The organism is Streptomyces sp. NPDC014995, assembly GCF_043080745.1.
Taxonomy (GTDB): Bacteria; Actinomycetota; Actinomycetes; order Streptomycetales; family Streptomycetaceae; genus Streptomyces.
The window spans coordinates 267260-281828 of record NZ_JBIBVX010000013.1 but is presented as its reverse complement, the minus strand read 5'-3'; the positions used below and the strand labels follow the sequence as shown (position 1 = coordinate 281828).

Annotated in this window: 11 protein-coding genes; 8 read left to right on the top strand and 3 right to left on the bottom strand. The window is 70.8% G+C overall.

From position 1 onward, the window contains the following. Positions 1–99 precede the first annotated feature (99 nt). Complete coding sequence (locus tag ACF1A1_RS26435; RefSeq protein WP_392003289.1) at positions 100–1152, bottom strand: LacI family DNA-binding transcriptional regulator; 1053 nt, start codon at positions 1150–1152, stop codon at positions 100–102. Positions 1153–1510: 358 nt separating this feature from the next. Here ACF1A1_RS26435 and ACF1A1_RS26430 point away from each other — a divergent pair, with 358 nt between their 5' ends. From ACF1A1_RS26430 to ACF1A1_RS26400, 7 genes are all read left to right on the top strand, one after another. Next, complete coding sequence (locus ACF1A1_RS26430) at positions 1511–4192, top strand: cellulosome protein (protein WP_392003288.1); 2682 nt, start codon at positions 1511–1513, stop codon at positions 4190–4192. Positions 4193–4600: 408 nt separating this feature from the next. Next, positions 4601–5290 carry a hypothetical protein gene (locus ACF1A1_RS26425; RefSeq protein ID WP_392003286.1) on the top strand — a complete coding sequence of 230 codons (690 nt, stop codon included), beginning with the start codon at positions 4601–4603 and terminating at the stop codon, positions 5288–5290. Further along, positions 5230–5550: a DMT family transporter gene (locus ACF1A1_RS26420; RefSeq protein ID WP_392003285.1), complete on the top strand. Its 321-nt coding sequence runs from the start codon at positions 5230–5232 to the stop codon at positions 5548–5550. The genes ACF1A1_RS26425 and ACF1A1_RS26420 overlap by 61 nt, the downstream gene beginning before the upstream one ends. Then, a complete protein-coding gene (locus tag ACF1A1_RS26415) occupies positions 5550–6104 on the top strand; it encodes a TetR/AcrR family transcriptional regulator (protein WP_392003283.1) in 555 nt (184 codons plus the stop codon). Before ACF1A1_RS26420 ends, ACF1A1_RS26415 begins: the two co-directional genes overlap by 1 nt. Before the next feature lie 500 nt (positions 6105–6604). Then, entirely contained in the window at positions 6605–7672 is a 1068-nt protein-coding gene (locus ACF1A1_RS26410) for a glycine betaine/L-proline ABC transporter ATP-binding protein (protein WP_392003365.1), read from the top strand. After that, positions 7672–9672, top strand: a complete 2001-nt coding sequence (locus ACF1A1_RS26405) for an ABC transporter permease (RefSeq protein WP_392003281.1) — start codon at positions 7672–7674, stop codon at positions 9670–9672. The genes ACF1A1_RS26410 and ACF1A1_RS26405 overlap by 1 nt, the downstream gene beginning before the upstream one ends. 13 nt (positions 9673–9685) lie before the next feature. Then, positions 9686–10657 (top strand): ABC transporter substrate-binding protein, encoded by a 972-nt coding sequence (locus ACF1A1_RS26400; protein ID WP_392003280.1) that lies wholly within the window; start codon positions 9686–9688, stop codon positions 10655–10657. Positions 10658–10771: 114 nt separating this feature from the next. Here ACF1A1_RS26400 and ACF1A1_RS26395 read toward each other — a convergent pair whose 3' ends face one another. Both ACF1A1_RS26395 and ACF1A1_RS26390 read right to left on the bottom strand, forming a co-directional pair. After that, positions 10772–11980 carry an MFS transporter gene (locus ACF1A1_RS26395; protein ID WP_392003278.1) on the bottom strand — a complete coding sequence of 403 codons (1209 nt, stop codon included), beginning with the start codon at positions 11978–11980 and terminating at the stop codon, positions 10772–10774. 5 nt (positions 11981–11985) lie between these two features. After that, positions 11986–13368 carry an NAD(P)-binding domain-containing protein gene (locus ACF1A1_RS26390; protein ID WP_392003277.1) on the bottom strand — a complete coding sequence of 461 codons (1383 nt, stop codon included), beginning with the start codon at positions 13366–13368 and terminating at the stop codon, positions 11986–11988. 104 nt (positions 13369–13472) lie between these two features. On the opposite strand from ACF1A1_RS26390, the gene ACF1A1_RS26385 reads away from it, so the two are divergent. Then, positions 13473–14528: a flavin-containing monooxygenase gene (locus ACF1A1_RS26385; protein ID WP_392003275.1), complete on the top strand. Its 1056-nt coding sequence runs from the start codon at positions 13473–13475 to the stop codon at positions 14526–14528. Positions 14529–14569 lie beyond the last annotated feature (41 nt).

Sequence of the window (14569 nt, the reverse complement as noted above, 5' to 3'; positions counted from 1 at the left end):
GAGGGAACGCGGGCACGCCGAACGGCTGCGGGTGAACGGTTCGGGTGGTGTCCGGTGCGGGGACAGGGAGGGCGGGGGCCCGTTGACTGCTGTGTGCTGTCAGGCGTGCGGGGACGTCCCGGCCGGGGCCTGGACGGAGGGCGTGCCGCCGGCGGGACCGGTACTGGCCCGCAAGGAGATCGGCGGGGCGAGAAGGTGGTGCCGGGGAGAGGCGTCGGGGTGGTCGAGCCGCTCGACGAGCAGGTCGACGGCGAGGCGGCCCATCTCCTCCGCCGGTACGTCCGCCGCGGTGAGCTGCGGGGTCACCGTCTCCGCCCACCGGCCGGCCACGACTCCGGTGACGGAGAAGTCGCGCGGCACATGGCGGCCCGCCTGGGCGAGCCCTCGGTAGAGACCGCCCAGGGCGGCCTCGTTCAGCGTGACCAGGGCCGTGGTGCCCGGGTCGTCGTGCAGGATCCGTTCCAGACAGGCCTGGCCCGACGCGGCGTCGTCCCCGCAGCAGTACGTCCGCACGGTCAGCCCGCGCTCGGCCGCGGCCTTGGTGAAGCCGTCCAGTCCCCGGTGCGCGGACTCGTACCCGGACCGCAGGAGCTGCTCCGGCCGGTTGACGAAGGCGACCCTGCGGTGGCCGAGGTCGGCGAGGTGGTGGACGCACGCGGCCGCCAGCGCGGTGTGGTCCAGGCCGACCCACCAGCCGCCCTCGGGATGAGAGGTGCGGCCGATGGCGACGGAGGGGAAGTCCAGCTCGGCCAGGTGATCGACCCGGTCGTCCTCCAGCCTGATCTCCATCAGGATCGCGCCGTCGACCCGCCGCTCCCCCAGCAGCCGCTGGAACGAGCGGTCGCTGTCCACACCGCTCGGCGACAGCAGGACGTCGTAGTCATGGGCTGCGGCCGCCTCCACGACACTGCCGATGAAGTCGAGCTGCATCCCGGTGTAGTGGTTTCCGGCCGGCGGGAAGACGAGGCCGATCGTGCTGGTCCGGCCGTTGGCGAGGGCGCGTGCGCTCGCGTTGGGCCGGTAGCCCAGCTCGTCGATGACCCGCTGGATCTTGCGACGGGTCTCCTCCGACACCGACCGCTTGCCGCTCAGCGCGTACGACACGGTGCTCCGCGAGACACCGGCCCGCTTGGCGATCTCACCGATGTTCACGGCACTCCTTCGTCGAACCGGTTCGAGAGCGAACCAGTTGTCGAACCGGTTCGCTGTGGGGGAAGTTAAGAGCGGGCGGAGCCCCTGTCAATGCCTTGGCCGCACTTCGACGGAACGACCACCCGAACCGTGCCGGAGGTATTGCTGGCCCCTTTCCGGCGGTGCTAGCTTCCCTCGAACCGGTTCGAGGGAAGCGGACCTTCCGGCTGTGTGCGGGAGCAGCTGGACGCACTGGGAGCCCGACCCGAAGCCCCATTCACCGCCCGAAGCGTCAGCCCTCCACAGCTCCGCTTCGTCGAACCGGTTCGATCTCCCTTCATCCACGTACGCGAGCAGTACGGACCCCACGGAGACCTCAGTGCGAAGAACAAGAACGACCGGAGCCGGTGCGGCGGCGGTGGCGGTCCTCGCCACCGTCCTCGCCGGCCCTGCCGCCGGGACCGCCGGGGCGGCGGAGCCGGAGCGGCTCGTCATCGACCTCGCCACCGACACCGGCGCCTTCCACGGCGGGGCCGCCGGCTCCCTGTACGGCGTCTACGGCGACGGAGTCCCGAGCCGCAACCTCATCGAAGGCATGCACCTGCGCACGGTGTCGACGAAGGCGCAGGACGGTCCGCAGCACCCGGGAGCGGACGCGCTGGAGATCCTGCCGTCGTTCGTGGACTCGGGCGGCGAGGACGTCTACATCTACATGACCGACATCTACCGCGGCTTCCCGTACCAGTGGCCGGGTGCCGACGGTCCGGCGCGGCTCGCGGACTTCAAGGAGAAGATCAAGAAACAGGTCCGCCAGGTCCTGACCATGGGCGACTACAAGGACCACGTCGTCTACGTCCCCTTCAACGAGCCCGAGGGCAACATGTTCGGGACCGGCGAGTGGAGCTACGACAAGGTCTCCTGGCTGAACGACCCGCGGCACTACTTCGCGGCCTGGAAGGAGACGTACCACCTCATCAAGAGCCTCGACCCGGACGCGCGGATCGCGGGCCCCAACACCTCCCTCCTCTACGACCAGGTCAAGGGCTTCCTCGAGTACGCCAAGGACAACGACGTGGTGCCGGACGTGATGACCTGGCACGAGCTGTCCTCGCCCGCCAAGGTCCGTACGAGTGTCGCCAGGTACCGGCAGTGGGAGAAGGAGATCGGGATCGGCCCGCTGCCGATCAACGTCAACGAGTACGGCCACAACTACCACCTGTCCGTGCCCGGCCAGGTCGTCCAGTGGGTCTCCGCCATCGAGGAGTCCAAGATCGACGCCGACCTGGCGTACTGGAACATCGACGGCAACCTCAACGACTCGGCCGTGGAGGCCAACAAGGGCAACGGCCAGTGGTGGCTGTTCAACGCCTACGGCCAGATGTCCGGGCACACGGTCCAGGTGACCGCCCCGCACCCCAACGTGCAGTACACCCTCCAGGGCGTGGCCACCCTCGACGACGACAAGAAGCAGTCGCGGGCCATCTTCGGCGGCAAGAGCGGCGACGCGGACATCGTCTTCCGCAACATCGACCCCGAGCTCTTCGGGACGACCGTGCGCGCCACCGTGCAGGAGATCCCCTGGACCGGGCAGGTCGGTGACTCGGCGCAGCCGCTGCGGCTGGCCGACCAGGAGATCGAGGTCGGCGCCGACGGCACGGTGACCCTGCCGATGACGGGCATGAACGAGATGTCCGCCTACCAGGTCATCCTCTCCCCCGGCGGCAACGGCGCGAAGCCGGCCGCACCGTCGGTGGGCTGGCGCACGACGTACGAGGCGGAGAACGCCACGTACACCGGCAAGGGCTACTCCAGGAACGGTCCGGAGGGGACGCCCTCCAACGTCGGCAAGTTCGCCACCTCGGGCGCCTACAACGTGGGCGGCCTGCGCACCGGCTCCGACGGCGTCCTCGCCTTCGACGTCGACGTGCCGCGGGACGGTACGTACGACCTGAGCGTCTTCGCCAACTCCTACAACCTGTACGGCCTGGTGAAGGAACAAGGCCCGACCAACGTCTTCCTGCGCGTCGACGGCAAGGACCCACAGGAGCTGCGGCTGCCGCTGGGCTACAAGTGGGTGGTGTGGGGCCACACCGACACGACGGTGCGGCTCACCGCCGGCAAGCACAGGATCACGCTCGCCGCGCAGGACCCGGACCTGGGCGCCACCAAGGGCGACGCGATCATCGACAGGATCGACCTGTCCCTGCGCGACGAACACGTGACCGCGCCGGCCGTCTACGAGGCCGAGTACGCCACCCTCACCGGAGCGAAGCCGCGCTACACCGACGCCGGCGCCACGGGGCCGGGCGCGGTTCCGCTGCCGAAGGGCGCCTCCGCGACGTTCTGGGTGCACTCGCCCACGGACGGCGAATCCACCGTGTCCGTCGACCACTTGGGCGGCGGCCGCGCGAGCCTGGCGCTCAACGGCGAGAAGCTCGACCTGCCGAGGATCGGCGGCGCCAAGAAGGGCACGGACACGGTCCGGCTGTTCCTGTCAGGGGGCGTCAACAAGATCACCGTCACCGGTGCGTCACGCGAGCTGGTCCTGGACCGGCTGCGGGTCGCCCCGTCGGAGGGCACGCTGACGCCCACCGTGTACCAGGCGGAGAACGGCACGCTCTCCGGGGCCGCCAAGGTGACGGAGGCGTACACCTTCGCCACGAACGGCAAGGCCGTCACCGACATCGGCAACGGAAAGGCCAACGCCCTCACCCTCGACGTGGTCGCCGCGAAGCCCGGCCGGCACGCGCTGACCATCCGCTACTCCAACGCCGAACAGGCGCCCGCCACCCACTACAACCCCGACCCGATCGCCCGCCACGCCGACATCTCCGTCAACGGAGGACCGGCCCGCCAGGTGCTGTTCCCCACCACCTTCCACTTCAACAACTTCTGGGAGCTGACCGTCCCCGTCACCCTGAAGAAGGGCACGAACCGCCTCACCTTCACGGCGGAGGAACTCCCGGACTTCGACGGCGACACCCACAACCAGTACGACCAGCGATCCCCGTACACACCGGTGATCGACCGGATCGCCGTCACGCCGCTGGCGGCGAAGTAACCCCGCACGTGCACCACGTGAGCGTCGAGGCGCCGACCGGACCCGGTCGGCGCCTCGACGCGCGAAGGGTCGCGGGCACTGAGCAGTTCAGCAGCTTCTTGCGACGAGCACAGGGCTTTCAGTCCTGGGGCCGGGCCTCACGTCCGGCTCATCAACCGGATCACTGTGCCAGCCGGACACCCCGGGCGACAGACCGTTGGGGGGCGAAATCTTCCTAGGCACAGCAGGGTCACCCTCACGCCGGATGTCGACCGCGCGGGCATTGACACCCTCTTGCGCCGGGGCCAAAAATCTCCGCTGCAAACACGCGAATGAAACGATTCAGAAACCGGGCGGCATTCTTCTCCCCGCCTTTCCGCTCCGGGACCCCCTCCCACCCTCTCCGCACATCGACAGCAGGAGCCCGCGATGTCCCTTCCCACGCGCCGGTCCGCCCTGCGCTCGGCCATAGCCGTGGCCCTCGCTCCCACTCTGGGTTCTCTGGCCCTGCCGGGGCTCGCGCCGACGGCGGCCGCCGCGGTCTCCTGGTCCGCGCGGTGGATCTGGGCACCGTCCAGCACGACGAACCAGTGGGTGGCGTTCCGCAGATCGTTCACCTTGGGTGCGGCACCGTCGAGGGCGGTGACGCAGATCGCGGCGGACTCCAAGTACTGGCTGTGGGTGAACGGCACGCTCGTGGTCTTCGAGGGCGGTCTCAAGCGGGGCCCGAACCGCACGGACACGTACTACGACGAGATCGACCTCGCCCCGTACCTGACCAGCGGCCGCAACACGGTGGCGTTGCTGGTGTGGTACTTCGGCAAGCAGGGCTTCTCCCACAACAGCAGCGGCAAGGGCGGTCTGCTGTTCCAGTCCGACGTCACGACCGGCTCGACGACCACCCGGCACCGCGCTGTGCCCCCAGCCCCCAGCCCCCAGCCCCCAGCCCGGGATGAAGTCCTCATCGGTGAACGGCGGCATCCCTCTCCGCGGGACGGTCCGAGAACCGCTGTCGCCCCCGTGTCCGGATCGGCGCGTCGATGCGTACACTCGTACACATGGGATACGGACTGCTGGCCGCAGCCATCGCGGCGGAGGTGGCCGGGACGACGGCCATGAAGTACAGCGAGGGGTTCAGCAGACTCTGGCCGTCGCTCGGCACGGTCGCCGGGTATCTGCTCGCCTTCGCGCTGCTCGCCCAGACCCTGAAGGTGATGCAGGTCGGGACCGCGTACGCGATCTGGGCCGGGGCGGGCACCGCGGCCGTCGCCGCGATCGGGATCGTCTTCCTCGGCGAGTCGGCCGGGCCCGCCAAGCTCGCCGGGATCGCCTTCATGATCGTCGGTGTCGTGCTGCTCCATGTCGGCGGTGCCCACTGATGGCGGCGGCACGGCGGTACGACCCCGAGCGGCGCCAGCGGATCATCGACGCCGCGATCCGGGTGGTGGGGCGCTCCGGCATCGCCGGGCTCAGTCATCGCACCGTCGCGGCCGAGGCGGATGTGCCGCTCGGCTCCACGACGTACCACTTCAACACCCTCGACGACCTTCTCGTGGCCGCCCTCCGCCAGGCCAGCGAGGGCTTCGCCAAGGTCGTGCGCGAACACGGCGGCGCCCTCGCCGACCCCGGCTGCGACCTCGCCGCCGAGCTGGCCCGGCTGACCGGCCAGTGGCTGGGCGGCGACCGTCCCGGCGCGGAGCTGGAGTACGAGCTCTACCTCGCCGCGCTGCGCCGCCCCGCGCTGCGTGCCGTCGCCGCCGAGTGGTGCGAGGAGGTCGCCGAGCTGCTCGCCCGGCACACCGACGCACGCACCGGCCGCGCCCTGGTCGCACTGCTTGACGGGATCTGTCTGCAAGTGCTGCTGACGGGTGGGGAGTACGACGAGGAGTACGCGAGGGACGCGTTCACGCGGGTGATCAAGGCGAGCAACTAGACGAGTTCCCCGCATCCGACGGCGCCCGCGAAGGGGGCCGCGCCGCCCCTGGCCGAGCTGCCGGTGCGGCTGTCCGCCCCGGCTCCGCGACCGGAGCAAGACCTTGACCACGGCTGACACATCTCTTATGGTCCACTGCTATATCAGTCGCCCATCACCCGAGGGTGATCCTGCACCCTGGCCGCTTCAGCTCATTGGTGCGCAGTAGGCGAAATGGAGTCCGCCTCGCGCTTGCCCACCGTGAACACCCGAATCCAGGCGAACAGCGGGTCCCGCCCTTGTCGGACCCTGATCGCCCGGCCGCTCCCTTCCACCACTTTCAGCGAAGTTTGCCTGCGCAACATCACTTTCATGTCTCAGTAACGTCGAGAAGGCATGGTTCGCACGACGAACGAGCAGGCCCGAACAACGGCCTGACATGCCACCGACTCTCCGGACGGCGGTCCACGCGGGGCGCTGGCTTCCGACGATGAGAGGTAACCGTGACGGCTCCGACCCCACTGGTCCCCGCCCGCGACGCCGACGACGCTCCGTCAGACGAGTCGCTGATATCGGTCCGCAAACTGTGGAAGGTGTTCGGACCGAAAGCCGAGAAAATGCCGGACTCCGAGGAGTTGCGCGGGCTCGGCCGCCGGGAGCTCATGGACCGCACCGGATGCACCGCCGCCGTCCGCGACGTCAGCTTCGAGGTCGCGCCCGGCGAGGTCTTCGTCGTCATGGGTCTGTCCGGCTCCGGCAAGTCCACCCTGGTGCGCTGCCTGACCCGGCTGATCGAACCCACCGCCGGCGAGGTCGTCTTCGAGGGCGAGAACATCCGCGACGCGGACGCGGGACGCCTGCGCGAACTGCGCCGCCGCAAATTCTCGATGGTCTTCCAGCACTTCGGGCTGCTCCCCCACCGCCGTGTCGTCGACAACGTGGCCTTCGGCCTGGAGATCCGCGGCATGAGCAGGGCCGAGCGCACCAAGCGGGCCCTGGAAGTCGTCGAACTCGTCGGCCTCGCCGGGTACGAGAACTCCTACCCCGACCAGCTCTCCGGCGGCATGCAGCAGCGCGTCGGTCTCGCGAGGGCGCTGGCCGGCGACCCGGACGTGCTCTTCTTCGACGAACCGTTCTCCGCGCTCGACCCCATGATCCGCCGCGACATGCAGAACGAGGTCATCCGCCTCCACCACGAGGTCGGCAAGACCATGGTCTTCATCACCCACGACCTCTCCGAGGCACTCAAGCTGGGCGACCGCATCCTCATCATGCGGGACGGCAGGACGGTGCAGTGCGGCACGGGCGACGAACTCGTCGGCGCCCCCGCCGACGACTACGTCCGCGAGTTCGTCAAGGACGTGCCGCGCGGCGACGTCCTCACCCTGCGCTGGATCATGCGCCCGCCGGCCGACGGCGACGCCCTGGACGGCCCCGAGCTGGGCCCGGACGTCGTGGTGAAGGAGGCCACCCGGGCGGTGCTCGCGGCCGAGAAGCCGGTCAAGGTCGTCGAGAACGGCAAGCTGCTCGGCATCGTCGGCGACGAGGAGATCCTCTCGGTGGTCGCCGGGCGGGAAGGCGGCGCGTGATGACCGTCGTCATCGAGAAACCGGAGCACACGGAGACCGCGGAGCCAACTCCTCCCGTCGGGGGCGAGCGCAGGGTCAGCCGGTCCATGACGGTCGCGGCGATCATCGTCGTCTGGCTGGTGCTCTTCGCCGTACTGCGCGGAACGCAGACCCTGTCCCTGGCGGCGGCCGACCTCACCGGTCTGCACCGGTGGATCAACGACCTCAACGACTCCATCGGCGCCAACCGCAACTCCAACCCGCTCTTCCTGTACTTCTTCAACGAGATCCGGCTGGTCATCGACACCCTGGTGACCTTCATCCAGCACCTGATCTCCCAGCCGTCCGACGCCCGGCCTCTGCCTCAGATCGGCTGGCTCGGCGTCGTCGGTCTCGCCGGTTACGTCTCCTGGGCCGTGGGCAACTGGCGGGTCGCGCTGCTGGCCGTGGCCGGCTTCACCTTCTTCGGGCTGCAGGGCCTGTGGCAGGAGAGCATGGACACCCTGGCGCTCACCCTCTCCGCGGTGTGCGTGGCGCTGCTGTTCGCCATCCCGCTGGGCGTGTGGGCAGGGCTCTCGGACCGGTTCAACCGGATCATCACGCCCTTCCTGGACTTCATGCAGACGATGCCGACCTTCGTCTACCTGGCCCCGCTGACCCTGTTCTTCCTCATCGGCGGAGCCTCCGCCACGATCGCCACCGTGATCTACGCGGCCCCGCCGGCGATCCGCATCACCGCGCACGCCATCCGCTCCGTGCCCGAGACCACCGTCGAGGCGGCCGACTCGCTGGGCGCGACCCGGCGGCAGTCCCTGCTGAAGGTGCTGCTGCCGATGTCCAGGCGGACCGTGGTGATGGGCGTCAACCAGTCCATCATGGCCGCCCTCGCCATGGTCACCATCGCCGCCCTGATCGACGCGCCCGGCCTCGGCAAGACCGTCATGCAGGCGTTGCAGTCGCTCGACGTCGGCACGGCCTTCAACGCGGGCCTCGCCATCGTCGTGATGGCGATCGTCCTCGACCGGGTCACGACCGCGGCCAGCGCCCGCGAGGAGACGGCCCGGCGTTCGAAGAACCGCTTCCTCACCTGGCGCAGGCCGCTGCTGGGTGCGGGGGCGGTGGCCGCGGCGGTCCTGGTGTACATGTCCCACACCTACGTGTGGGCGGCCGAGTTCCCCGGCGGCGGCGGCATCGGCGGCTCCATCGCGAGCGCTACGGACACCGCGACGGCCTGGGCGCAGGACCATCTGTCGACCGTCACCAACACCTTCCGCGACGTTCTCACCAACGGCCTGCTCAACCCGTTCCAGTCGCTGCTCACCGACTCCCCGTGGTGGCTCGTCGGCGCCGTGCTGATCGCGCTCGGCGTGGTGCTGGGGGGCCGGCGGGCGGGTGTCACCACCGTCGTGTGCGTGGGCCTCCTGGTCGGCACGGGCCTGTGGTCGGACGCGATGACGACGCTGGCGTCGACCGTGTTCGCGACGGTGCTGGTGATGGTGCTCGGCGTCGTCTTCGGCGTGTGGATGGGGCGCAGCCCGCTGGTGGACCGGGTGGTCCGCCCCGGCCTGGACGCGGCGCAGGTCATGCCGCCGTTCGTGTATCTCGTGCCGTTCCTGGCGCTGTTCGGCGCGACCCGCTTCACGGCGATCGTGGCGGCCGTCGTGTACGCGGCGCCGGTCACGATAAAGATCATCGCGGACGGGGTGCGGGACGTGCCCGGGACCACCGTCGAGGCGGCGACCTCCGCCGGGTGCACCACCTGGCAGATCATCACCAAGGTCCAACTGCCGATGTCACGCAGTGCCCTGACGCTCGCGACCAACCAGGGCCTGATCTACGTGCTGTCGATGGTTGTGGTGGGCGGCCTGGTGGGGGCCGGCGCCCTCGGCTACGACGTCGTGGCCGGTTTCTCGCAGGGACAGTTGTACGGCAAGGGGCTGGCGGCGGGGCTCGCCATCGTCTTGCTCGGAGTCATGTTCGACCGGATCACTCAGGCAGCGGCGCGACGCGCGAGCGCTTAAGGAGCACGACACCATGGCAAGACACTGGCGAGCCGGCGCGGCCGGCCTGGCCGTCCTCGGCCTCACCCTCACCGCGTGCGGAGGGGCGAAGGTCGGCGACAGCTCCTCGGGCTCGGACAGCTCGGGCAGCTCCGGCAAGTGCGGCACCTTCAACCTCGCGGTCAACCCGTGGGTGGGCTACGAGGCGGACGCGGCGGTCGTCGCGTACGTCGCGGAGCACGACCTCGGCTGCACGGTCACCAAGAAGGACCTCAAGGAGGAGATCGCCTGGCAGGGCTTCGGGACGGGCGAGGTCGACGCCATCCTGGAGAACTGGGGCCACGACGACCTGAAGAAGAAGTACATCACCCAGCAGAAGACCGCCGTGGAGGCCGGCCCGACCGGCAACAAGGGCATCATCGGCTGGTACGTGCCTCCGTGGCTGGCCAAGGCCCACCCGGACATCACCGACTGGCGGAACCTCAACAAGTACGCCGCCAACTTCAAGACGTCGGAGTCGGGCGGCAAGGGCCAGCTCCTCGACGGCGACCCGTCGTACGTCACCAACGACGCGGCTCTGGTGAAGAACCTGAAGCTCGACTTCAAGGTGGTGTACGCGGGCAGCGAGACCGCGCTCATCCAGGCCTTCCGGACCGCCGAGAAGAACAAGCAGTGGGTGATCGGCTACTTCTACGAGCCGCAGTGGTTCCTGTCCGAGGTCCCGCTGGTCAGGGTCGACCTGCCGAAGTACACGGCGGGTTGTGACGCCGACCCCGCCAAGGTCGCCTGCGACTATCCCGTGTACGACCTCGACAAGATCGTCAGCGCGAAGTTCGCCAAGTCCGGCAGCCCCGCCTACGACCTGGTGAAGAACTTCAACTGGACGAACGACGACCAGAACACCGTGGCCAAGTACCTCGCCCAGGACAAGCTGTCGGACGAGGCCGCGGCGAAGAAGTGGGTCGACGCCAACCGCGACAAGGTCGATGCCTGGCTCAAGGGATGATCCGACCGGAGCAGTGCCCCCGCTGATCCGGTGCGCCCGGCGAAGATCCGTGCCGGACCTCTGCCGGGCGCGCCGCATTCGCACGCCGGGCAGGTCCGGTGGGCTGGTGTCCGGTCAGCCGGGTCTGCTCCCCACGGCCAGGAGGGACGCGCAGGCCGACACGATGGCGAGCAGGGTGAACAGCTGCGCGTGGCCGCCGAGCGGACCGGTCAGGGCGGCACCGGCGAACGGGGCGACGGCGCCGGCGACGGTGACGGGAGCCGCGAGGAGGCCGGAGAGGCGGCCGTAGTGAGTGGTGCCCCAGCGGTCGGTCACGGCGGTGGCCTGGAGGAGGGTGAGGTTGCCGCGCACCATGCCGGCCGCGATCGCGAGGACGACCAGAAGCGGCACCGGGCCGGGCACCGTCCCGAGCAGGGCGGTGGTGCCGCCGCCGAGTGCGAGCAGGGCGACCGTGCGGGTCGTGACGGCGGTGCGACGGGCGAGGCTCGTGTAGAGCGTGCGTCCCAGGGTCTGTCCGGCGCCGCCGAGGCCCAGGGCCCAGGCGGCCGTGGTGGGGTCCGCTCCGCGTTCGGTGAGCAGGGGGACGAGGGCGATGACGACGGCGTACATCGCGAAGCCGTTGAGGGTGAGGGCGGCGGCGAGCAGGAGGAAGGGGCGGCTGCGGGCGACGGAACCGCTGCCGTGGGGAAGTCGCGCGGGTTGGGGAGGGGCCGGCGGCCAGGGGGCCCTCAGCGCTGTCGCGTGGGCGGGGATCGTGATCACGGCCAGGAGCACGGCGAGGACGGCGTAGGTGGTGCGCCAGCTGAGATGTTCCGCGAGCAGGGCGGTCAGGGGCGCGAAGGCGGTGGAGGCGAGGCCGCCCGCGAGGGTGACGATGGTGAGGGCGCGGACCCGCTGCTCGCCCCACCAGCGGGTGAGGGCGGCGAAGGCGGGATGGTAGAAGGTGGCGGCCATGGCGACCCCGGCCAGCAGCCACGCGGCCGTGAAGGAGGCCAGGTCGGGGGCGTAGGCGATGGCCAGTACGGCCACGACGCCGATCAGCGAACCGGTCGTCATGACGGCGCGCGGGCCGCGGCGGTCGAGGATGCGGCCGACGGGGATGCCGGTGAGGGCCGAGACCAGCAGGGCGCCGGAGAACGCGGCGGTCGTGGCGGTGGTGGACCAGCCGGTGTCGGCGGTGATGCGGGCGTTGAGGACGGGGAAGGCGTAGTAGACGATTCCCCAGCTGGTGATCTGGGTGACGCACAGGGCGGGCAGGGCGGCGCGGGGCCGCGACCGGTCCCCTGTTCCGGTCGCGGCCCCGCGGGCGTCGAGGCTGGTCACGGCGGTCAGCAGCCGCCGGACGTGGTCGGAGCGCCGATGCCGATCTCCAGGGTGGCCGGTGCGGCGCCGCAGCAGCCCCCGCCTTCGCCGCTCTGGGCGGCGTCGGGCTCGTCGAACAGGCCCGCGCCGCCGCACACTCCGGTCTCCGGCAGGGTCAGTTCGACGCGCTGGGCCGCCTCGTGGTCTCCGGCGATCGCCGCGGTGATGGAGCGGACCTGCTCGTAGCCGGTCATGGCGAGGAACGTGGGGGCGCGGCCGTAGGACTTCATGCCGACGAGGTAGACGCCCTGCTCCGGGTGGGCGAGTTCGGTGACGCCGTGCGGGTAGACCGTGCCGCAGGAGTGCACGTTGGGGTCGATGAGCGGGGCCAGTGCGGTCGGGGCCTGGAGGCGCTCGTCGAGGCCGAGGCGGACCTCGGAGAGGAAGGAGAGGTCGGGGCGGAAGCCGGTCAGGGCGATCACCTCGTCGACCGGGTCGAGGCCGCGGCCGTCCTCGGAGACCAGGACGAGCCGGTCGCCGTCGTGTTCCACGGTCTGGGTGCGGAAGCCGGTGACCGCGCTGGCGTGTCCGTCCTCGACGGCGGCCTTGGCGCGCAGGCCCAGGGCTCCGCGGGCGGGCAGCTGGTCGGCCTCGCCGCCGCCGTACGTGCCGGCGCCGATCCCCCGGCGCAGGATCCACACCGCGTGCGTGCCGTCCTCCTCCTTCGCCAGGTCGGCGAGGTACGCGAGGGCGGTGAAGGCGGAGGCGCCGGAGCCGACGACCGCGGTGCGCCTGCCCGCGTAACGGGCGCGCAGGGCCGGGTCCCTCAGGTCCGGGACGCGGTAGGAGATCCGTTCGGCTGCGGCCTTCTCGCCGAGGGCGGGCAGGCCGTTCGCGCCCATCGGGCTGGGCGTGGACCAGGTGCCGGAGGCGTCGATGACCGCGCGGGCGATGACGCGTTCCTCGCCGCCGTCGGCCCGCTGGACGTGCACGGTGAAGGGCTGCTCGTCGCGGCCGGAGTCGACGAGGCGGTCGCGGCCGGCGCGGGCCACCCCGGTGACCCGCGTCCCGTAGCGGACCCTGTCGCCCAGGACGTCGGCGAGCGGCTGGAGGTACTGCTCGGCCCAGTCGCCGCCGGTCGGGTAGGTGGCCCCGTCGGGGCGCACCCAGCCGGTGGGGGCCAGCAACTTCTCGGCGGCCGGGTCGGTGACCTCGGACCAGGGCGAGAACAGCCGGACGTGTGCCCAGTCGCGTACGGCGGTGCCGGCGGACGGGCCGGCTTCCAGGACGAGCGGTTCGATGCCGCGCTCGACGAGGTGGGCGGCGGCGGCCAGGCCGACGGGGCCGGCTCCGACGACCAGAACGGGCAGCTGGTCGGTGGCGGGCCCCTCGGTAATAGGCGCAGTCACGGCGATTCCCCTTTGTTTCGACGCTTGTCGATGTCTTGCGCGACCAGCATGGCACCTGATTCGATACGCGTCAACATAGACATTCTTCGAACCAGGAGGCCTGCATGCATCAGGTCGATGTGGCGGTGATCGGCGGCGGTCAGTCCGGGCTGGCCGCGGCCCGCGAACTGCGGGCTCGGGGCGTGGCGCCGGTGATCCTCGAGGCGTCCGCGCAGGCGGCCGGGTCATGGCCGCGCTACTACGACAGCCTCACCCTCTTCTCCCCCGCCGGCCACAGCTCCCTGCCGGGCCGGCCCTTCGGCGGGGACCCCGACCGCTACCCGCACCGCGACGAGGTCGTCGGCTACCTGCTGCGCTACGCCGACCACCTCGACGCGGACATCCGTACGGGGACACGCGTACGGGAGGTGCGAGCAGCCGACGGTGCCTTCACTCTGGCGCTGCACGGCGGCGGACGGCTGTCGGCGCGGGCCGTGGTCGCGGCTTCCGGCACCTTCGGCCGCCCGTACCGTCCGGCACTGCCGGGCCTGGCGGACTTCACGGGCACGGTGCTGCACGCGGCCGAGTACCACTCGCCGCGGCCCTTCGCCGGACAGCGCGTGGTGGTCGTGGGGGCCGGGAACTCCGCGGTGCAGATCGCCGCCGAGCTGGCCCGGCACGCCCGGGTCACCCTCGCCACACGGCGTCCGGTCCGTTTCGCCCGGCAGCGCGCGCTGGGCCGGGATCTGCACTGGTGGCTGACGCGCACCGGGATCGACCCCCTTCCCGTCGGCCGGTTCCTGCGCACGCCGCCGGCGCAGCCGGTCATCGACGACGGCCGGTACCGGAACGCGGTCGCCGCGGGGTCGCCGGACCGGCGCCCGGTGTTCGCCGGCGCCGACGGCCCCAAGGTCACCTGGGCCGACGGGACCACGGAGGAGGTCGACACCATCCTGCTGGCCACCGGCTACCGGCCCGACCTGGACTACCTCGCCCCGCTCGGCGCCCTCGACGCGTCCGGGCAACCCCGCCACCGCGAAGGGCTGTCGTCGACCCACCCCGGACTGGCCTACGTCGGCCTGGAGTGGCAGCGCAGCCTGTCGTCGAACTCCCTGCGCGGCGTGGGCCGGGACGCCGCCCGGGTCGCGCAGCACCTCGCCGCTCACCTCCAGCGGCGGTGAGACCGTCTCCCCCGCCGCTTGGTTCGACATGTGTCAACATA

Coding starts and splice junctions, on each gene's coding strand:
- ACF1A1_RS26405 (WP_392003281.1), top strand. CDS start 7,672: ATGACCGTCGTCATCGAGAAACCGGAGCACACGGAGACCGCGGAGCCA.
- ACF1A1_RS26425 (WP_392003286.1), top strand. CDS start 4,601: ATGTCCCTTCCCACGCGCCGGTCCGCCCTGCGCTCGGCCATAGCCGTG.
- ACF1A1_RS26385 (WP_392003275.1), top strand. CDS start 13,473: ATGCATCAGGTCGATGTGGCGGTGATCGGCGGCGGTCAGTCCGGGCTG.
- ACF1A1_RS26420 (WP_392003285.1), top strand. CDS start 5,230: ATGGGATACGGACTGCTGGCCGCAGCCATCGCGGCGGAGGTGGCCGGG.
- ACF1A1_RS26400 (WP_392003280.1), top strand. CDS start 9,686: ATGGCAAGACACTGGCGAGCCGGCGCGGCCGGCCTGGCCGTCCTCGGC.
- ACF1A1_RS26415 (WP_392003283.1), top strand. CDS start 5,550: ATGGCGGCGGCACGGCGGTACGACCCCGAGCGGCGCCAGCGGATCATC.